Below are 16,611 nucleotides of genomic sequence, written 5' to 3'. Positions count from 1 at the left end.
AGTGAGCAGAACTCCCGCACTGGCACGCCGCTTCTTCGATCGCTTTGAACCGGTTTACGGCATCACGTACTTCGCACCGGGTGTCCGAACTGCGTTCGACGCCATGGGATTCGTCGGTTTCTGGCGAGGTTACTTCGCCGGCCGTGCCGCACCGCTGGGTCAGGTGCCGGTGGAGGTCGTGACAGCGATCTTCTACAACTTCTCCGCCGAACGCGTCGGCAAGGCGATACCGGCGATCTGGGACATCGCCACCCCCGCCGAGATGGTGCGGGTGCGCCAGGAGACCGCGGTCGCGGCGCTGCAGGGCTACGGCTTGAGCGATGACACCCCGGGAGTCGCAGAGGCAGCCGAACTGGCCGGCCTGGCGGCACGGGGCGCACCGCTGGACGGCCGGCCACTGTTCGCGGCGAATCTCGCGCTGCCCTGGCCCGACGGTCCGCTGGCGTCTTTGTGGCACGCGGCGACGCTGCTCCGCGAGCACCGGGGCGACGCCCATGTCGCGGTCCTGGTGAGCGAGGGCATCAGCGGGCGCGAGGCGAATGTCTTCCATGTCGCCGCCGGGGCGGTTCCTGCCGATTTCATCAAGCGCAGCCGCGACTACTCCGACGAAGAGTGGGACTCGTGTGTGCGAGCTCTTGCCGAGCGCGGATTGCTCACTGACACAGGCACTCTCACCGACGCCGGTCGGGCAGTCAAGGACCACGTCGAATCGCGCACCGACACCCTGGCGCTATCGGCACTGGACGCCCTCGACGACGCCGCCGTCGAGCGATTGTTCCTGGCGCTCACGCCGATCACCCGACAGGTCATCGCCGGCGGTGACTTGCCCGCGGCGACGCCGATGGCGCTGCGCCGCGACGAGCTCGACGACAACTCCGCGCGGCTGTAGCTCACTTCGTCGGGTCGTGACCCCAGTTCATCAGTGAATAGCGCCACTTCGAATCGGTGATGTCGCCGTCCGGGCGCTGAGCGAGATGCCGCTTGGCATAACCGACGACCTTGCGCATGTGGGCGTGGTCGTCGTCGCTGAGGTCCGACTTGCGGGTCCGCAGGATCTTCACAATCCGTCGGCCGCTCTCATGTCCGGTCGACTCCGAGGCGCCGGACTTCTGGCCCACCGCTCTCGACTCGTCGGTGTCAAGCCATTTCTCGAGCTCGGCGGCCGTCATGTTGACAACTGTGCCGAACTCGTCGGCGGTATCGTCGTCCGCCATCGTCTAGCTCGACTTACGGTGCAGCGCTTCGGGTTTGTGCACAGCATCGTTGCCGCTCTTGTCGCTGCGGACCCGGTACTGCGGGTCGTCCTTCGAGGCGCGCACCGTCCGCTTGGCCGCCGTGGTGTCCGAGGTGATCTTCTCCTCCACCGTGCCTTCGGCGGTGCTGCCGTGGGTCTGCCAAGTGACCTTGTCACCCTTGTGGAAATCGTCTTTGCCCATGCCCGCGCGTACCCGCGCCGTGCCGCACCTAACCGGTCGCGGCGCAGCCGTAAGAACTCAACTGCGAGAAAAGGACTTTGGTCATCATTTGCACGACCTCTGCCGTGCTCGGTCACGTGCCCGCCGATCTACGGTTGACAGTGAGCAGATAAGCCAAGAGGAGGCAGGAGACCAGTGGACATCTGGAGCGTGTGGACCGTCATCGGTAAGACCGTTGCCGCCCTTGACTGGATGTGGTTCTTTCTCATCGCCTCGGCCGTGGTCAGCGCGGCGATCGGCATCGGGAGTTGGTTGACAGCGAGTGCGCCACGGCGGCCTCGATCAGCACAGCGGCGACGTGTGACAGCGGAGCCCGACGAATCGCACGACCGGTTCCGATCAGCGGCTTAACCTGTCACAGGTTGCGGTTCCACTCCACCCAACCCGAACCGGTCCTGCCGTCCGCCGTCTCGACGGTGACCCACGCCCGCGGAAAGAAACTGACCTGACCCTCCGGAGCCACCAACCGAACGGGCGCGTGACCGCGGACGTCGACGGTCGTCTGGACCGGGCCGGGAAGGTAGTCGATCGTGGTGGTCATCGGTAATCCATTGTCGGAGAACGTCGCTTCGGCAGTCACCGTCGTCGTCTCGGTGACCGGCTCGCCGGCACGCTGGATATAGCCGACACTGATCGGGTCCATCCCGGGGATCCGGAGGTCGACGCCGTGCAGGTGGGTGCCGTCGTCGAGGTGCAGTGCGCTCCAGACCCAGTCCATGCTCCACCAGTCGCGCACCCCGTGGGAGTGGTCGCGCTGTCCGGGAACCGCCTCGAGCTGGTGGACCCGTCCGTCGATGCTGACGGTTCCGGTGACCGTGCACGGTATCTCGTAGCGCGTGGTGATGCGATACGCATACGGTGTGCCCGCCGTCGTCCAGGTGAGGTCGATGGCCAACTCGACGGGCCGGCCCGGCTCGCCGCGCAACAGCGCCGACGGATCGTCGTATTCCTGTGCGGTACCGCGCGCCTCGACACGGTAGGTCTGCAGCGGCGTGATGGCGCCGTGACGCAATTCGGCACCATCGGCCCGCGCCACCGCCGGATCGGCGGGTAACGGCGCCTCGAAGTCGACCAGGGCGACCGTGGGCATGTCGGGACCGCACACCAGCGCGTTGATCCACGCCACGTTCTGATTGGGCACCAGCCCGAGCCGCAGCCAGCCGCCGACGCCCTGTGCCGGATCGGCGAAGTCCCAGTACCAGCTTTCGTTCCAGAGCGGCTCATCACCGGGTTGATGGGCGCCCTCGTCGGCCGGGTCGGGCGTCAACGCGGCCACCGCGGCGGGCGGCGGCAGGATGTCGAGTGCGCCGGTGTCCAGGACATGGCTGGTGTGCCGATCCAGCATGGTCAGAAACATCCCGTCACCGCGCTCGGTCCGCTCCACGAGCATCGACGAGACCACCGCCATCATCACGCCCGCGAAGCTTTGATGACGGACACCCTCGCGGACCTGGTCTGCGGTGATCGCCGAATCAGGGCCGAGCCCTTGGTGATACGCACGCAGCAGCTCGTCGTAGTGGGCCCGGCGATCCTCGATGGTGAGCGCGCAGCCGATGAAATAGGCCACGTCGGTCATGGCCGGGCCCCAGGTGACGGTCTGCCAGTCCACCACGGTGAGGTCACGTTTGGAGCCGGGGCGACCGAACAGCATGTTGTCCAGCCGGTAGTCGCCGTGCACCAGGCCTTTGATCCGCTCCGGCACCGATTCGTCGGCCATGTAGGCGTCGAAGCTGGCGACCAATCGTTCGCACACGAGTCGTTGGTCGGGGGTGATCGCATCGCCGTACCGGTCGGCGAAGCCGGACCACAGCTGGCCGACGAGGGCCTGGTTCAGCGGGGCCGCCCGAACGAGCCATTCGGCCTCGGCCAGACTCTCGCTGCCGATCACGGGGGCATGCAGACGGCCGAGTTCGGTCAACGCCAGGGTGGCGTCGGCGATTGTGGCACCGCGGATTTCGTTGCCGACCTCGGCGGGGGCCGCGTCGTCGAGGAGCAGCGTGAAAATGCCCGTCTGCGGGTCATAGGAGGTGTGGTAGCACTCGGCGATCGGACCGCCGAGCCGTGGCGCCACGTCGGAGTAGAACTTGACCTCGCGCTCGTACAGCCCCAGCGCGAGCCCGGTCTGCCTGCTCGTCGGATCCGTGGCGGCGACCTTCAGGACCACCGAGGCGGGGCCGGCGGCGCCGTCGTCGTAGGTCAGTCCGATCCGATAACACTCGCTCATCTGCCCGGTGCCGATGCGGTCGACGGTGAACCCTGTCACCGGAACTCCGAGGGTGGCGGCCAGCCACTCGGCGGTCAGGTCACTCGGGCGTTCGATGACGATGTCGTTGGTCTGCACGCGACCAACCTAAGACAAGTCCCCGGCACCCCGGAAGGTTTTCCCGCCATTTCTTGACGGGTGTCAATTGAGTTCCGGGCTAGCGGCCGGCCAACGAGAAGCCCGCCCACGCCTCGCGCCGATGGGGATGCGGGTCGTAGTCGACGCGGGTGTGCCGGTCGAACACCAGCACCGGACGCTCCGACTCCGTGTAGCGGGGCCAATCCTCCCCCGGCACACCGGCGCGGCCGAAATGGCGCCACCGGTTCTGCACGTCGCGGCTCACCCGCAGCGCCGAACGGCGGTCCATGGCCGCGGTCAGCGCCGAGCCGAATCGCGTGCGGTAGATGTCGAAGACGGCCAGCAATTCGGTGGCATGCGTGGCCCCGAGACCGGACCAGTGCAGGGTGCGCGGCGCATAGTCGTAGCGATACACGTACGTGGGTGCATGCGGGCTGTGCGCTTCGGCGATCTGCCAGGCGGCCGTGCCGAACGCGAAGTCGCCACCGAGTTGCACACAGGCCTCCGGACGCGGATAGCCCGGGTAAGCGGCGGTGATACGTTGTCGCGCTTCGGGTTCCGTGCCGGCCAGCAGTCGCTCGATGGCCGACTCGGTGGTCGGTAGCAGCTTCATGAACCGGGTGAACAGTTTGCCTTCGTCGGCGTTGGTGCCCACGATCAGCGGCACCTTGTGGGCGGCGCCCCGCCGCATGGCTGCCACCGGGTCGTCGGGCAGGACGTCGTCACCGTAGGTCGGCCCGAGCGAGAACGCCCCGTCCATCTCGGTCATGCTCTCGGTGAGCAGTGTGTCCAGCGCGACGACCAGATCCCGTGGGCGGGCCCGCATCAGAGTTTCGGCGGCATCGTCACCGCCGGCGCCGAGCAGCTTGGCGAACTTGCCCGCGATCGTGGCCGCGGTCTCCGGTCCGCTCACCAGCCCAGACGCGGGGCTCTCGGAAATGGCTTGGGCGAAAAGACCTTCCGCTTCGGGAACGGCCAGCAGGGTCGCGACGGCATGGGCGCCGGCGCTCTCACCGAAGATCGTCACGTTGCCGGGGTCGCCACCGAACGCACCGATGTTGTCGCGCACCCAGCGCAGGGCCATGACGAGGTCGCGCAGGAACAGATTGCTGTCAATCGGGGTGTCCGGCGTGGACAGCGAGGAGAGGTCCACGCAGCCGAGAGCGCCGAGGCGGTAGTTCACCGAGACATAGACGCACCCGCGACGGGCCAGTGCGGCACCGTCATAGAGCGGGGTGGCCGAGCTGCCCATGAGGTAACCGCCGCCGTGGATGAAGAACATCACCGGCAACGGCGCGCGGTCCGGCTCGGTGCCCGACCACTGCGGCGTGACGACGTTGAGAGTCAGGCAGTCTTCGCCCATCGGCTGGTACTTGCCCACTCCCAACATCGTGTAGCGGCGCTGCTGAGGTGCACAGTTGGCGAAGCCGTGGCAGTACCGGACGCCACGCCACGGCTGCGGGGGCTGAGGCGCGCGGAAGCGCAACGCACCTACCGGCGGGCGGGCGTACGGGATGGAACGCCACCTGTTGACCCCGTTGCGGACGAACCCCTCGACGATGCCGCTGCGCGTGGTGGCGCGGACGGTGTGTTCGTGCATCACTCGACGGTAGCGAACATTTCGGGTCTCGACGCGCCTGACAAGCGCAACGGCTGTCGCCCGCTAGCCTGTCGGGATGCGGATCGCCGTGCTGCTCACCGCGTCGCTGCTGGTCGCGGGATGTTCGGGCGCGACCGGCGGTCAGGCGCGTCAGACCCAGCTGACACCGATCACCCCGTCGCGCACGGCCACGTCGTCATCCGCTCCCACGTCAGCCACCTCGTCGACGACCGCCACGTCAGCGGTGCCGGCACCGGTGGCCGGGGTCCCGATCGCCGAGGCGATCGCGTGGATCGAGGCGGCCCCGCCGATCGACGCCGCGCAGTACCACATCGCACTGCGCGGCAGCGTCACCACCGAACTCGGCGATGATGTGGCCTTCACGACCCCGAGCGGGACGAACTGCATGACCGACGCCAAACACGGCTCCCCCGCGCTGGCTTGCCTGGTGGAGCTGACGAATCCGCCGCCACGGCCGGCGGATACCTACGGCCAGTGGAAGGGCGGCTGGGTCGACTTCGACGGTTCCACGATCCAGGTCGGCTCCGCGCACGGCGACCCTGGCCGCTTCGCATACGGCCAGGGCCGCGAATTGCCTTACGACGTCTCACTGTCGTTCGGCAACTACCGCTGCCGCACCGATTCCAGCGCCCTGTTGTGTGTGAACTACGCCCGTCAGTCGGCAGTGCGGCTCGCCGCCGACGGTGTCGACGCGTTCGCCTGTGCCCGGCAGGTCACGCCACCGGCCGGAATCGGTGTGCAGTACGTCTGTTAGTGCGCGTGCGCCGGATAGGCGTGCACCACCGCGGTATCCAGTTTCGGAATGGCATGAGTGAGCGCGTGTTCGGCGTGATGCGCCAGGTCGTGCGCCTGCCGGAGGCTGAGCTGCGGGTCGACGTCGAGTTCGACGTCGGCATCGAGGCGAAGGCCTATCCAGCGCATCCGAACCCGTTGCACGCCAATGACTCCCGGCTGGTGTTCGAGGGTGTGGTAGGCGGTGTCGACCAGCGCGGGGTCGACGCTGTCGAGCAGGCGCGCGAAGACATCACGGGCCGCGACGACCATCACGACCAGGATCGCCGCCGCGATGATCAGGCCGATGATCGGGTCGGCGGCCGGGAACCCAAGGGCCACACCGACTGCGCCGAGGACCACCGCCAGCGATGTCAGTCCGTCTGCGCGAGCGTGCATCCCGTCGGCGCGCAACGCGGCTGAGCCGATCCGTCGTCCGACGCGGATCCGGTAGACGGCGACGATCTCGTTGCCGACGAATCCGGCCAGCCCGGCCGCGGCCACCCAGCCGATGTGGGACACCGGTACCGGATGAAGCAGCCGGTCGATGGCCTGTACCGCCGCGACGACGGCCGATACCGCGATCACGGCGACGACGAACAAGCCCGCGAGGTCCTCGGCCCGCCCGAGGCCGTAGGTGTAGCGGCGGGTCGCACTGCGGCGACTCAGCGAGAAGGCGATCCACAACGGAATGGCGGTCAGCGCGTCGGAGAAGTTGTGAATCGTATCTGCCAGTAGCGCAACCGAACCCGATGTGACGACGATCGCGACCTGAAGAAGAGCGGTGATGCCGAGCGCGATCAGGCTGATCTTGACGGCACGGATTCCGGCGGCGCTGTCGCGCAGCGCAGTGTCGACCCGGCCGGCATGGTCGTGAGTGTGGCCATGGTCGTGGTCGTGCTTCATGACGCGCTCTCCCGGCTCGGCAGTTCTCGGACGCCGCGATGGTGGGCGGGTGTGCCGCCCGCGGCGTGCTCGGCGTTGTAGACCGCGTCTGCGACGAGTTGGCGCACATGGTCGTTCTCCAGGCGGTAGAACACCTGGGTGCCTTCCCGGCGGGTCCGGACGAGGCGGGCCATGCGGAGCTTGGCGAGGTGCTGCGACACCGAGGGAGCCGGCTTGCCGACACGTTCGGCGAGATCGTTGACGCTCAGCTCGCCGTCGATCAGCGCCCAGAGCAGTTGCACGCGGGTGGCGTCAGCCAGCATGCGGAAGACCTCGACGACCAGAAGCGCGTGGTCCTCCGCAAGCTGTCTATCTGCATTCATACGCAGATAGTAGCGGATGCTAGGCGGCGAGAACGCCCTTGGCCCGCAAGATCGGAAGCACGCCCTCGGCGAACCAGTACGCCTCTTCCAGGTGCGGGTAGCCCGACAGGATGAACTCGTCGAACCCGACGGTGTGGTACTCCCAGATCAGGTTGGCCACCTCCTCGTGGCTGCCGACCAGGGCGGTGCCGGCGCCGCCGCGAACCAGGCCAACACCCGCCCACAAGTTCGGGTAGATCTCCAGCTTGTCGGTCCGGCCCCCGTGCAGCGCGGTCATCCGGCGCTGCCCTTCGGACTCCGACGTGGCGTGAAGCCTGGTCGCCTCCTCGATCTGAGCCGGCGTCAGCTCGTTGACCAGTTCCTCGGCGACCGCCCACGCCGCCGCTGAGGTATCGCGGGTGATGGTGTGCAACCGGATTCCGAACCGCAGGGTCCGACCGCGCGCCTCGGCCAGTTCGCGAACCCTGTCGATCTTGGCCTTCGCCGCCTGGGGCGGCTCGCCCCAGGTGAGATAGACGTCGACGTGCTCGGCGGCGATAGGCAACGCCGCCGCTGACGAGCCGCCAAAATAGAACTCCGGCAACGGGTTCGGGGGCTCCGACACCCGCCCGTCACGGATCTTGTAGTACTCGCCGTCGAAGTCGAACGAGTCGCTGCCCCACACCGACTTCACGATCGTCAAGAACTCACCGGTCCGCGCGTAGCGCTCGTCGTGGTCCAGCCAGTCACCGAAGCGCTGCTGCTCGCTGTCGTCGCCGCCACTGACCACGTTGAGCAAGAGGCGTCCGTCGGAGAACCGCTGCAACGTCGCGGCCTGCTGGGCGGCCAACGTCGGGGGTATCAGCCCGGGCCGGAAGGCAACCAAGAACTTCAACCGCTCGGTCTCGGCCAGCAGCGCCGACGCGGTCAACCACGCGTCCTCGCACCAGGTTCCGGTCGGCGTCAGCACTCCCTCGAAACCCAACCGGTCGGCGGCCCTGGCCACTTCGGCCAGATACCGACGGCTCGGCGGGCGGTATCCGTCGGGAACGATGTGGTGCGACGACGCATGCGACGCCCCGACGATCGACCGGCTGTCGCCGTTGGTGGGCAGGAACCAGAAAAACTTCGCAGGCACGCCCAACGACCTTAGAAACCACCGGCCGCCCGGTTAAGGGTTTGCGTCGTGGTGACCAAAAGGGCCGCCGTCATCGGCGGGTCAGCACCCCGGAATGCTCGATGGACTCCAGCAGCAGTGTGCGATAGCCGAATTCGTCGAACAGGACGGTGATCCGGTCGTCCTCGGCGCCCATCACCACCCCGGAACCCCACTCCCGATGCTCGACCGGCGTCTGCACTGCCCAGCGGTCCGTGGCGGGCGGCTCGTCGTCGACGACGCCGGAGGCACAGTTGTCGCAATTGCCGCACGGCTCGGGCAACGGCTCCCCGAAATAGCCCAGCAGGAACTGACGACGACACTCCCGCGTCTCGGCATATCCGCGCATCATCTCGACACGAGTGCGGTCGATGCGTTCGTTGCGCTCGACGATCTCGACAGCCCGGTGCACCGCCTCCTCGACTCCGATACTGCTGCTGCGGGTGAAACCATCCCGCGTCGAGCAGACCAGTTCCGCCTCCTCGAGCAGGTTGAGGGCATTGGTCACCCGCGGCCCCCGCACTGCGAGCCGGGTACGCAAGTCGCCCAACCGTTTCGGAGCCCGGCGATCCAGATCCGCATAGACCCGTGCCAGCAGCTCCTCGTCGGGCCGGTTGGTGGTGAAGAACCGGGCCAGGCCCAGATCCTCCGGCCGGTAGAACAGCGCCGCCGTCGCCGGTTTCCCGTCGCGACCGGCGCGCCCGATCTGCTGGTAGTACGTGTCCATGGAGTCCGGGATCGAGGCGTGCACGACGGTGCGTACGTCGGCCTTGTCGATGCCCATCCCGAACGCCGACGTCGCCACCACCACGTCCACACCGTGGTCGGCCCGGAACAGCTCGTGGACCTCGTCGCGTTGCGCGCGCGACAAACCGGCATGGTAGGCGCGAGCAGTGACGCCGAACGAATTCAATTGCGCGGCATATGTTTCAGTGTCCTTGCGGGTCGCGGTGTACAGCAGGGCAGGCCGTTCGACCGTCAGCATCCTGGCCAGTACCGCATCGCGCTTGTCGTCGTCGGCGACGTAGTGGGACACCTCGAGGCCGATGTTGGGCCGGTCGAACCCGCTGGCGATCACCAGCGGATCGCGCAAGCGCAGATGCTCGACGATCTCGCGGCGCACCACCGGCGAGGCGGTGGCGGTCAGCGCGACGACCGGCGGGCCGCCGAACCTTGCGATGCTGTCGGCGATCCGGAGATAGCTCGGCCGGAAGTCGTGACCCCACGCCGAGACACAGTGCGCTTCGTCGACGACCACCAACGAAATGTCCATCTGGGCCAACGCGGTGAGGACGTCATCGTTGGTGAGCTGTTCGGGCGCGAGGAACACGTATTCGGCTGCGTGCTCGCGAACCGCCTGCCAATTCCGCGCGATGTCGTGACTGCCCAGTTGCGAGTTGATGGCCACCGCCTCGGGGGCTTCAGTGGACGCCAGCCCGCTGATCTGGTCGCGTTGCAGTGCGATCAGCGGTGAGACGACCAGCGTGGCGCCGTCGATGAGCACGGCGGGCACCTGGTAGATCGCCGACTTGCCGGAGCCGGTCGCCATCACCGCCAGCACGTCGCGGCCGGCGAGCACCGCCTCCATCGCCTCGAGTTGAGCGGGCCGCAACTCCGGCCACCGGAACATGTCTTTGGCAACCCGCTGCAGCTCCGTCCGCCGGCTCATCCGCTGCCACTACCCCGCCACGACGTGGTCAATCGGCGGCGTCAGCGCCAGCCGTCGGCGGCCTTGGCGGCCCGGACCAGCGCGTCGCACAGTTCCCGCAGTTCGGATGTGGCCGCACCCTCGTCGACTGCGGTGGCGACGTCCTCGGCGGCACACCGCACCTGGAAGACCCGGTCGGACAGTTCGGCGGCCTCGTCGGCCGAGAGCACCACGGCGTCTTCGGGGATCGCGCTGCCTTTGACCAATGCGCGCTGCTCGTATGCGCGCTGCCGGCAGGACTGGCGGCAGTACTGCCTGCGCCGGCCCATCCCGGCGTCGGCCACCTCGCGTCCACACCACCGGCACGGCTGAGAGCGGGAACGACGCGTCACGCCATGTGACTGTAGACGGCCTCGTGCAGTGATCCCGGTATCATGGTTGGTCGAGTCGGGAACCGCAGAGAGTTGTCTTGCGTTGACTACCCGGACTTCATAGAGCGCTTGAGGAGAGTTGACGATGGCTGATCGTGTTTTGAGAGGTAGCCGCCTCGGAGCCGTGAGCTACGAGACGGACCGCAACCACGACCTGGCGCCGCGTCAGATTGCGCGGTACCGCACCGAGAACGGCGAGGAATTCGAGGTTCCGTTCGCCGACGACGCCGAGATCCCCGGCACCTGGCCCTGCAAGAACGGCCTGGAAGGCACCCTGATCGACGGCGACCTGCCGGAACCGAAGAAGGTGAAGCCGCCGCGCACCCACTGGGACATGCTGCTGGAGCGCCGCTCGATCGAGGAGCTCGAGGAGCTGCTCAAGGAGCGCATGGACCTCATCAAGTCCAAGCGTCGCGGCAGCTGATCTCCTAGCGGACGACGCCGCGGGCGCGATCGATGCGCCCGCCGATGCCCCACTGGGCGACCTTGACCATCGCTTCGCGAATGTTCGAGCCGCTCATCTTCGACACCCCGAGTTCGCGCTCGCGGAACGTGATCGGCACCTCGGTGACGGTGAAACCGGCGTTGATCGTGCGCCAGGTCAGATCGATCTGGAAGCAGTAGCCCTTGGAGTCGACCGCTGACAGGTCGATCTTCTCCAGCACCTCGCGCCGGTACGCGCGATAGCCGGCGGTGATGTCGTGGATACCGACGCCGAGCAGCACGCGCGAATACGTGTTGGCGGTCTTCGACAGCACCAACCGCCGGTAGGGCCAGTTGCGGACGGTGCCGCCCTGGACGTAGCGGGAGCCGATCGCCAGGTCCGCGCCGTTGTCGATGGCGTCCAGGAGCCGGTAGAGCTGCTCGGGAGCGTGGCTGCCGTCGGCGTCCATTTCGACGAGCACGTTGTACTGGCGGCTCAGTCCCCAGGCGAAGCCCGCCAGATAGGCGGCGCCGAGGCCGTCCTTGGCGTTGCGGTGCATCACGTGCACCCGGTCGGTGTCGGCCAGGGACAGTTCGTCGGCGAGCTCACCGGTGCCGTCGGGGCTGCCGTCGTCGACGATCAGCACGTGCACCTCGGGACAGGCCTTGTGTACCCGGCCCACGATCAGCGGCAGGTTCTCCAGCTCATTGAACGTCGGAATGATCACCAGGGTGCGCTGGCTGGGGCGCTCGGCGCCCGGATTGCCCCGGTCGGTCATGACTCTCCTTTGTCGTGCTGCCCGGCCAGGGCGGAAGATGATTCGCCCTGCTCCGGCGTGGTGTCGCCGTCGTCGTCGCCCCCGGACATGCTGTCTGCGTCCCGTTCCGGCCGCCTGCGGCGCAACGGGCGCATGAACCAACCATTGTGCAGTATGGCCCCGATCACGACCGCAACGGCGGCTGCGACCAGCACCCCTTGGATCAACGGCCCCCATCGGGTGGCCGGGGTTTCGCTGGTTTTGAGCCGCACGGTCATGTCGAGGTAGGCCGGCGAGAAGAACTGGGTGCGGGCCAGCTCGGCGCCGTCGGGGGCGATCACCGCGCTGATCCCGACCGTGCCGGCCACGACCACGTAGCGGTCGTGCTCGACGGCGCGGGCGCGGGCGAACGCCAGCAGTTGCTCGCTCATGTTCTGGTCGAACGTCGCGTTGTTGGTGGGGACGGCCAACAGCTGTGCCCCGTTGCGGACCGACTCGCGCAACGCCCGGTCGAAGATGACCTCCCAGCAGGTGGCCACCCCGACCGGAACTCCGGCCGCATGCACGACACCAGAGCCGTTGCCGGGGACGAAATAGCCGGCGCGGTCGGCGAAGGAGGACAGGTGCCGGAAGAACCCTCGCCACGGCAGGTACTCGCCGAACGGTTGGATGATCTGCTTGTCGTGGCGCTCCCCCGGTCCGTTCACCGGATCCCAGACGACGACGGTGTTCGATGCCGTGGGGTTGTCCGGCGTCCAGTCCGGGCGGGCGACGACGGCGCCGACGAGGATCGGTGCGCCGATGGCCTGCGCGGCCACGCTGATCTGCTGGGCGGCGTCGGGATTGGTCATCGGATCGATGTCCGACGAGTTCTCCGGCCAGATCACGAACTGCGGCTGCGGTGCCCTGCCCGCGCGCACATCGTCGGCCAGCTGCACGGTTTGGCGCACGTGGTTGTCCAGCACCGCACGACGCTGACTGTTGAAGTCCAGCCCCAATCGCGGCACGCTGCCCTGGATCGCGGCGACCGTGACCGTCGGCTCGTTGCCTGCACCGCCTGCCGCGCGGCGCACCTGCGGTGCGGCGACCGCGGTGGTCAGCAGCACGGCGGTGATGCACAGCCCGGGCAGCAGTAGGCCGGACAGTGACACGTGCGCGGCTGGCTTGGCCGGCCCACTGTGCCGCCACCAGCGGGCGATCTCGAAGACCAGCGCGGCCAAAGAGGTGCCCAGCAGGGCGACGGCGAACGACAGCAGCGGAACGCCGCCGAGCTGCACCAGGGACAGGAACGGGCCGGTAGTTTGCCCGAATCCGACTATCCCCCAAGGGAATCCACCGAAAGGCACGGTGGATTTCAGCCATTCCTGGGCCGACCACACCAGGGCGAACCACAGCGGCCAGCCGGGAACGCGACGCACCGCGACGGCCAGCCAGCCGAACAGCGCCGGGAACAGCGCCTCCATCGTCGCCAGCGCCAGCCACGGCACCGGGCCGACCAGACCGCTGATCCAGGGAATCAGCGGGATGTAAAAGGCCAACCCGAACAGGAAGCCGTACCCCAGGCCGCCGGCCGCCGTCGTCTTCGGATGCACCAGCACCCAGCTCAACAGCGCGAAGCTCACGACGGCCGACCACCACCAGCCGATCGGCGGGAAACTGATGCACAGCAGCAGGCCCGCGGTCACCGCGACCAGCAGCCGGAACAGCCGCGGCGGCAGTGCGGTGCGCGCCCAGTTCAGCAGCCGGCTACCCATGAAGCACGGCACCCCGGTGCACGGTCTGACGGCAGCGCGGCAACGGATCGCCGGGCGCCAGTCGCGGCAGCGCGGGCACCCGCGACCGCGGATCGGTGGACCAGCGCTGGACGCTGTCGGCCGGGGCGGCCACATCCAGCTGGCCCGCCTCCCACACCGCGTACGACGCCGGCGCGCCCGGCACCAGGGTGCCGCTGATGCCGTCGCGCACCCCACCGGCCCGCCAGGCACCCCGGGTCGCAGCGGCGAACGCCGCTCGTACCGAGATCGAACTTCCGTGCGTGTGGTGGTGGCTGGCCGCGCGTACTGTCGCCCAGGGATCGATGCTGGTCACCGGGGCATCTGAGCCGAACGCCAAGGGCACGCCTGCCGATGCTAATAGCGAGAACGGGTTCAGCGAAGCGGCTCGATCAACACCGAGTCGGCGGGCGTACATGCCGTCGCGACCGCCCCACAGCGCGTCGAAGTTGGGCTGCATGCTGGCGGCCACTCCGGCCTGGCCGAGCGTGGCGGCCTGCTCGGCGCTCACCATCTCGAGATGCTCCAGCCGATGGCCGCAGCGGGCCACCGCGGGTGCCCCGAACCGTTCGACGAGCCGGGCCACGGCATCGACGACGGCCGTCACCGCCGCGTCGCCGATCACGTGGAAGCCCGCCGTCACGCCCGCATCGGTGCAGGCGAACAGGTGATCGGCGATCGCGTCGGCGTCCAGGTAGCAGTTGCCGGTGCAGTTGGGGGCGTCGGCGTACGGCTGGCACAGCCAGGCGGTATGTGAGCCCAGTGCGCCGTCGACGAACAGGTCACCGGCCAGCCCGCTGGCGCCGGTCGTGTCGATGAGCGCCCTGGCCTGCGCGGCGCTGGATACCGCTTCACCCCAGTAGCCGACGACCTCGACGCCGTGATCGGTGGCCCGCAGCTCCTGCCAGTCGTCGGGTCCACCGATCTGGGGTCCGGCGCATTCGTGAACGGCGACGATGCCGGCCCCCGCGACCGCATCCAGGGCGGCGAGCCGGGCGTCGGAACGCTGCCGGGCGGTCAAGAGGCGGCGCGCCTCCCCGCGGACCAGGTGGTGGGCATCGGCCGACAGCGGGCTGTGCGGGTGGTAGCCGGCGACGGCAGGAAGCCCGGGAACCAGGTCACGCAGGCCCGTCGATGCGACAGCGGAGTGGACGTCGACGCGGGCCAGGTAGGCGGGCACCGCGCCGACGACGGCGTCGAGTTCTTCCGTGCTGGGCGCCTCGTCTCGGGCCCAGCCGGTGTCGTCCCAGCCGTGCGCCCAGATCGGCTGGCCGGGATGGGCCGCGGTGTGTTCGGCAACCAGGTTCAGACAGTGCTGCCTGGAGGTCGCACCGGTCAGGTCCAGGCCGGTCATCAGGAGCCCGGTCGAGGTCAGATGGATGTGACTGTCGACGAACGCGGGTGCCACGAAGGCGCCGTCGAGGTCGACGACCTGCGCGTCGCCGAACTGCGACCGGCCGACCTCGTCGCTGCCTAACCAGGCGACGACGCCGTCGCGGACCGCCATCGCGGTCGCGTCCGGGTGCGACGGGCTGTGAATGCGGCCGCCCAGCAGCAGTGTGGTCACGGTGAGTCAGTCTCCCCCGCCGAAGCGAGCGAGCCGAAGAGGGTCAGTACCGGCGGACGATGTTGGCGTCGTGGACGGGTCCCTGAACCTGGTCCTCGACGACCTCGCCGTCGATGTAATCGCCGCGACCGGGGTAACCGGCGGGAGCAGTCAGGTTGATGACGGTGACCCGGCGGGCGATGCCGCGGGTGAGAAGCATGCCGGCCAACGGGCGGACCACGCTGCGGGTCGGGGGCAGCAGCATCAGCGCGCCGATCGCGGTGCTGACGATGCCGGGGATGAACATCAGGACCGTGCCGAGCGCGACGAGCATGCTGTCGGCGACGGCGCCCTGCGGGTCGGTCCGGGTGCGCTGCAGCTTGAGGATTTGCTTCTTGACCTGCGAGCCGGCCAGCGCGACACCGATCACCGAGCTGGCCAGCAGGATCAGCAGGGTCCAGCCGATGCCGACCGACCAGGTCAGGGCGGCCAAGACCGCAAGCTCGACCACGGCGTAGAGCAAGAACGTCCGCATCACCATGTAGTGGCAACGAGCCGCGAACCGGCCTGGTTCCGGTAGGCCTGATAAGACCCTGTGATTTCTATTGCGGGGTGATCTCGAGAGCGACGTGCACCTTGTCGATGCCGCCGCGGACCAGGCTGTGCAGATAGAACCACCAGGAGTGCTGCCAGTAGCGGCGCAACACCTTGTTGTAGACGCCGCGGGTCTCGGAGTCCGGCAGCACCCGGGCGGTCGCCTCGACCGCCGGACCCTTCGGCTTTCCGAGCGAATGGGATTCGGCGATGGTGACTCGCGGCGTGTTGCGGATCCGCTTGACCTTCCACGAGACCCGGTCGGTGATCACCAGCAGCCGGTCGCCGTCGGGCACGCCCCAGATCGCCGTCGGCTTGGGAGTGCCGTCCTTGGTGAATGTGGTGAGAAGCAGGTATTTCGCCTGGGCGACGTCGTGGAAGGTGGGCTGCGCCACCGAATTGGCCATGCGTCCCTGTTCCCGCTGGCTAGTTTTTTGAAGCGTCGGCTGCCCGCAGTTCCAGACCCACGTTGCGGGTGCTTCCACCGCGCAGCTTGGAGAAGAAGTTGAAGACCTTGCCGAGCAGCCCGTAGCGCTTGCCGATCGCGGTGTAGACCCGCTCGATCTGCTGGGCGTCGTCGAGGATCGTCGCGACGGCGTCCACCGGTTCACCCTTGACCTTGCCACCGCGGTCGCACACCGCCACGGTCACCCGCGGGGTGTTGCGGATGCGCTTGACCTTCCAGGAATCCTTACCCGTGATCACCAGCGCGCGGTCGCCGTCTGGGGCGATCCAGATCGGCGTCGGCTTGGGCCTGCCGTCCTTGGTGAACGTCGTCAGCGACACGTACTCGGCCTTGATCACGTCGGCGAAGCTGGGAGCCATCGC

General features: G+C 68.2%; 18 protein-coding genes. 3 read left to right on the top strand and 15 right to left on the bottom strand.

Features of this window, described 5'->3' with window-relative positions:
* The first annotated feature begins 1 nt into the window (after window position 1).
* A complete protein-coding gene (locus tag K0O64_RS14270) occupies window positions 2-889 on the top strand; it encodes an SCO6745 family protein (protein WP_220046449.1) in 888 nt (295 codons plus the stop codon).
* A gap of 1 nt (window position 890) precedes the next feature.
* Here K0O64_RS14270 and K0O64_RS14265 read toward each other — a convergent pair whose 3' ends face one another.
* The 4 genes from K0O64_RS14265 to K0O64_RS14250 all read right to left on the bottom strand — a co-directional run bounded on the left by K0O64_RS14265 (window position 891) and on the right by K0O64_RS14250 (window position 5,416).
* Window positions 891-1,214, bottom strand: a complete 324-nt coding sequence (locus K0O64_RS14265) for a DUF3140 domain-containing protein (protein WP_220046448.1) — start codon at window positions 1,212-1,214, stop codon at window positions 891-893.
* Window positions 1,215-1,217: 3 nt separating this feature from the next.
* Window positions 1,218-1,436 carry a hypervirulence associated TUDOR domain-containing protein gene (locus K0O64_RS14260; RefSeq protein WP_071944881.1) on the bottom strand — a complete coding sequence of 73 codons (219 nt, stop codon included), beginning with the start codon at window positions 1,434-1,436 and terminating at the stop codon, window positions 1,218-1,220.
* A 394-nt stretch (window positions 1,437-1,830) separates the two neighbouring features.
* Window positions 1,831-3,816 carry a DUF7064 domain-containing protein gene (locus K0O64_RS14255; protein ID WP_220046447.1) on the bottom strand — a complete coding sequence of 662 codons (1,986 nt, stop codon included), beginning with the start codon at window positions 3,814-3,816 and terminating at the stop codon, window positions 1,831-1,833.
* Between the two features lie 79 nt (window positions 3,817-3,895).
* Window positions 3,896-5,416 (bottom strand): carboxylesterase/lipase family protein, encoded by a 1,521-nt coding sequence (locus K0O64_RS14250; RefSeq protein WP_220046446.1) that lies wholly within the window; start codon window positions 5,414-5,416, stop codon window positions 3,896-3,898.
* A gap of 76 nt (window positions 5,417-5,492) precedes the next feature.
* Between K0O64_RS14250 and K0O64_RS14245 the strand changes: the two genes are divergently transcribed.
* The gene (locus K0O64_RS14245; RefSeq protein ID WP_096311451.1) at window positions 5,493-6,191 is read left to right on the top strand and encodes a hypothetical protein; all 699 of its coding nucleotides are present in this window, start codon (window positions 5,493-5,495) and stop codon (window positions 6,189-6,191) included.
* Here K0O64_RS14245 and K0O64_RS14240 read toward each other — a convergent pair.
* The 5 genes from K0O64_RS14240 to K0O64_RS14220 all read right to left on the bottom strand — a co-directional run bounded on the left by K0O64_RS14240 (window position 6,188) and on the right by K0O64_RS14220 (window position 10,651).
* Window positions 6,188-7,114, bottom strand: coding sequence for a cation diffusion facilitator family transporter (locus K0O64_RS14240; protein WP_220046445.1), 927 nt, complete (start codon window positions 7,112-7,114; stop codon window positions 6,188-6,190). The two genes, K0O64_RS14245 and K0O64_RS14240, sit on opposite strands and share 4 nt — an antisense overlap.
* A complete protein-coding gene (locus tag K0O64_RS14235; protein ID WP_096311449.1) occupies window positions 7,111-7,476 on the bottom strand; it encodes an ArsR/SmtB family transcription factor in 366 nt (121 codons plus the stop codon). The genes K0O64_RS14240 and K0O64_RS14235 overlap by 4 nt, the downstream gene beginning before the upstream one ends.
* Before the next feature lie 19 nt (window positions 7,477-7,495).
* Entirely contained in the window at window positions 7,496-8,593 is a 1,098-nt protein-coding gene (locus K0O64_RS14230) for an LLM class flavin-dependent oxidoreductase (RefSeq protein ID WP_220046444.1), read from the bottom strand.
* A 70-nt stretch (window positions 8,594-8,663) separates the two neighbouring features.
* Complete coding sequence (locus tag K0O64_RS14225) at window positions 8,664-10,280, bottom strand: RecQ family ATP-dependent DNA helicase (RefSeq protein ID WP_220046443.1); 1,617 nt, start codon at window positions 10,278-10,280, stop codon at window positions 8,664-8,666.
* Window positions 10,281-10,321: 41 nt separating this feature from the next.
* Window positions 10,322-10,651: a hypothetical protein gene (locus tag K0O64_RS14220; protein ID WP_071944897.1), complete on the bottom strand. Its 330-nt coding sequence runs from the start codon at window positions 10,649-10,651 to the stop codon at window positions 10,322-10,324.
* Window positions 10,652-10,775: 124 nt separating this feature from the next.
* Between K0O64_RS14220 and K0O64_RS14215 the strand changes: the two genes are divergently transcribed.
* Complete coding sequence (locus K0O64_RS14215; protein WP_047330568.1) at window positions 10,776-11,114, top strand: RNA polymerase-binding protein RbpA; 339 nt, start codon at window positions 10,776-10,778, stop codon at window positions 11,112-11,114.
* A 4-nt stretch (window positions 11,115-11,118) separates the two neighbouring features.
* On the opposite strand, the gene K0O64_RS14210 is transcribed toward K0O64_RS14215, so the two are convergent.
* The 6 genes from K0O64_RS14210 to K0O64_RS14185 all read right to left on the bottom strand — a co-directional run bounded on the left by K0O64_RS14210 (window position 11,119) and on the right by K0O64_RS14185 (window position 16,608).
* Window positions 11,119-11,892, bottom strand: coding sequence for a polyprenol monophosphomannose synthase (locus tag K0O64_RS14210; RefSeq protein ID WP_220046442.1), 774 nt, complete (start codon window positions 11,890-11,892; stop codon window positions 11,119-11,121).
* The gene (gene lnt / locus K0O64_RS14205) at window positions 11,889-13,625 is read right to left on the bottom strand and encodes an apolipoprotein N-acyltransferase (protein WP_220046441.1); all 1,737 of its coding nucleotides are present in this window, start codon (window positions 13,623-13,625) and stop codon (window positions 11,889-11,891) included. Before lnt ends, K0O64_RS14210 begins: the two co-directional genes overlap by 4 nt.
* Window positions 13,618-15,210, bottom strand: coding sequence for an amidohydrolase (locus K0O64_RS14200; RefSeq protein WP_096311445.1), 1,593 nt, complete (start codon window positions 15,208-15,210; stop codon window positions 13,618-13,620). Before K0O64_RS14200 ends, lnt begins: the two co-directional genes overlap by 8 nt.
* A 43-nt stretch (window positions 15,211-15,253) precedes the next feature.
* Window positions 15,254-15,724 (bottom strand): FxsA family protein, encoded by a 471-nt coding sequence (locus tag K0O64_RS14195; RefSeq protein WP_083542909.1) that lies wholly within the window; start codon window positions 15,722-15,724, stop codon window positions 15,254-15,256.
* A 67-nt stretch (window positions 15,725-15,791) separates the two neighbouring features.
* Window positions 15,792-16,190 carry a PPOX class F420-dependent oxidoreductase gene (locus K0O64_RS14190; RefSeq protein ID WP_096311444.1) on the bottom strand — a complete coding sequence of 133 codons (399 nt, stop codon included), beginning with the start codon at window positions 16,188-16,190 and terminating at the stop codon, window positions 15,792-15,794.
* 19 nt (window positions 16,191-16,209) lie between these two features.
* Window positions 16,210-16,608, bottom strand: coding sequence for a PPOX class F420-dependent oxidoreductase (locus K0O64_RS14185; RefSeq protein ID WP_096311443.1), 399 nt, complete (start codon window positions 16,606-16,608; stop codon window positions 16,210-16,212).
* Window positions 16,609-16,611 lie beyond the last annotated feature (3 nt).

The organism is Mycolicibacterium pallens (assembly GCF_019456675.1).
Classification (GTDB): domain Bacteria; phylum Actinomycetota; class Actinomycetes; order Mycobacteriales; family Mycobacteriaceae; genus Mycobacterium; species Mycobacterium crocinum.
The sequence above is the reverse complement of the archived record's forward strand: the minus strand, read 5'-3'. Positions and strand labels throughout refer to the sequence as shown.

Excerpts from the sequence above, each read along its gene's own strand:
- K0O64_RS14265 (WP_220046448.1), bottom strand. The coding sequence starts at position 1,214 with ATGGCGGACGACGATACCGCCGACGAGTTCGGCACAGTTGTCAACATG.
- K0O64_RS14260 (WP_071944881.1), bottom strand. The coding sequence starts at position 1,436 with ATGGGCAAAGACGATTTCCACAAGGGTGACAAGGTCACTTGGCAGACC.
- K0O64_RS14250 (WP_220046446.1), bottom strand. The coding sequence starts at position 5,416 with ATGCACGAACACACCGTCCGCGCCACCACGCGCAGCGGCATCGTCGAG.
- K0O64_RS14245 (WP_096311451.1), top strand. The coding sequence starts at position 5,493 with ATGCGGATCGCCGTGCTGCTCACCGCGTCGCTGCTGGTCGCGGGATGT.
- K0O64_RS14240 (WP_220046445.1), bottom strand. The coding sequence starts at position 7,114 with ATGAAGCACGACCACGACCATGGCCACACTCACGACCATGCCGGCCGG.
- K0O64_RS14235 (WP_096311449.1), bottom strand. The coding sequence starts at position 7,476 with ATGAATGCAGATAGACAGCTTGCGGAGGACCACGCGCTTCTGGTCGTC.
- K0O64_RS14225 (WP_220046443.1), bottom strand. The coding sequence starts at position 10,280 with ATGAGCCGGCGGACGGAGCTGCAGCGGGTTGCCAAAGACATGTTCCGG.
- K0O64_RS14215 (WP_047330568.1), top strand. The coding sequence starts at position 10,776 with ATGGCTGATCGTGTTTTGAGAGGTAGCCGCCTCGGAGCCGTGAGCTAC.
- K0O64_RS14210 (WP_220046442.1), bottom strand. The coding sequence starts at position 11,892 with ATGACCGACCGGGGCAATCCGGGCGCCGAGCGCCCCAGCCAGCGCACC.
- lnt (WP_220046441.1), bottom strand. The coding sequence starts at position 13,625 with ATGGGTAGCCGGCTGCTGAACTGGGCGCGCACCGCACTGCCGCCGCGG.
- K0O64_RS14195 (WP_083542909.1), bottom strand. The coding sequence starts at position 15,724 with ATGCGGACGTTCTTGCTCTACGCCGTGGTCGAGCTTGCGGTCTTGGCC.
- K0O64_RS14190 (WP_096311444.1), bottom strand. The coding sequence starts at position 16,190 with ATGGCCAATTCGGTGGCGCAGCCCACCTTCCACGACGTCGCCCAGGCG.
- K0O64_RS14185 (WP_096311443.1), bottom strand. The coding sequence starts at position 16,608 with ATGGCTCCCAGCTTCGCCGACGTGATCAAGGCCGAGTACGTGTCGCTG.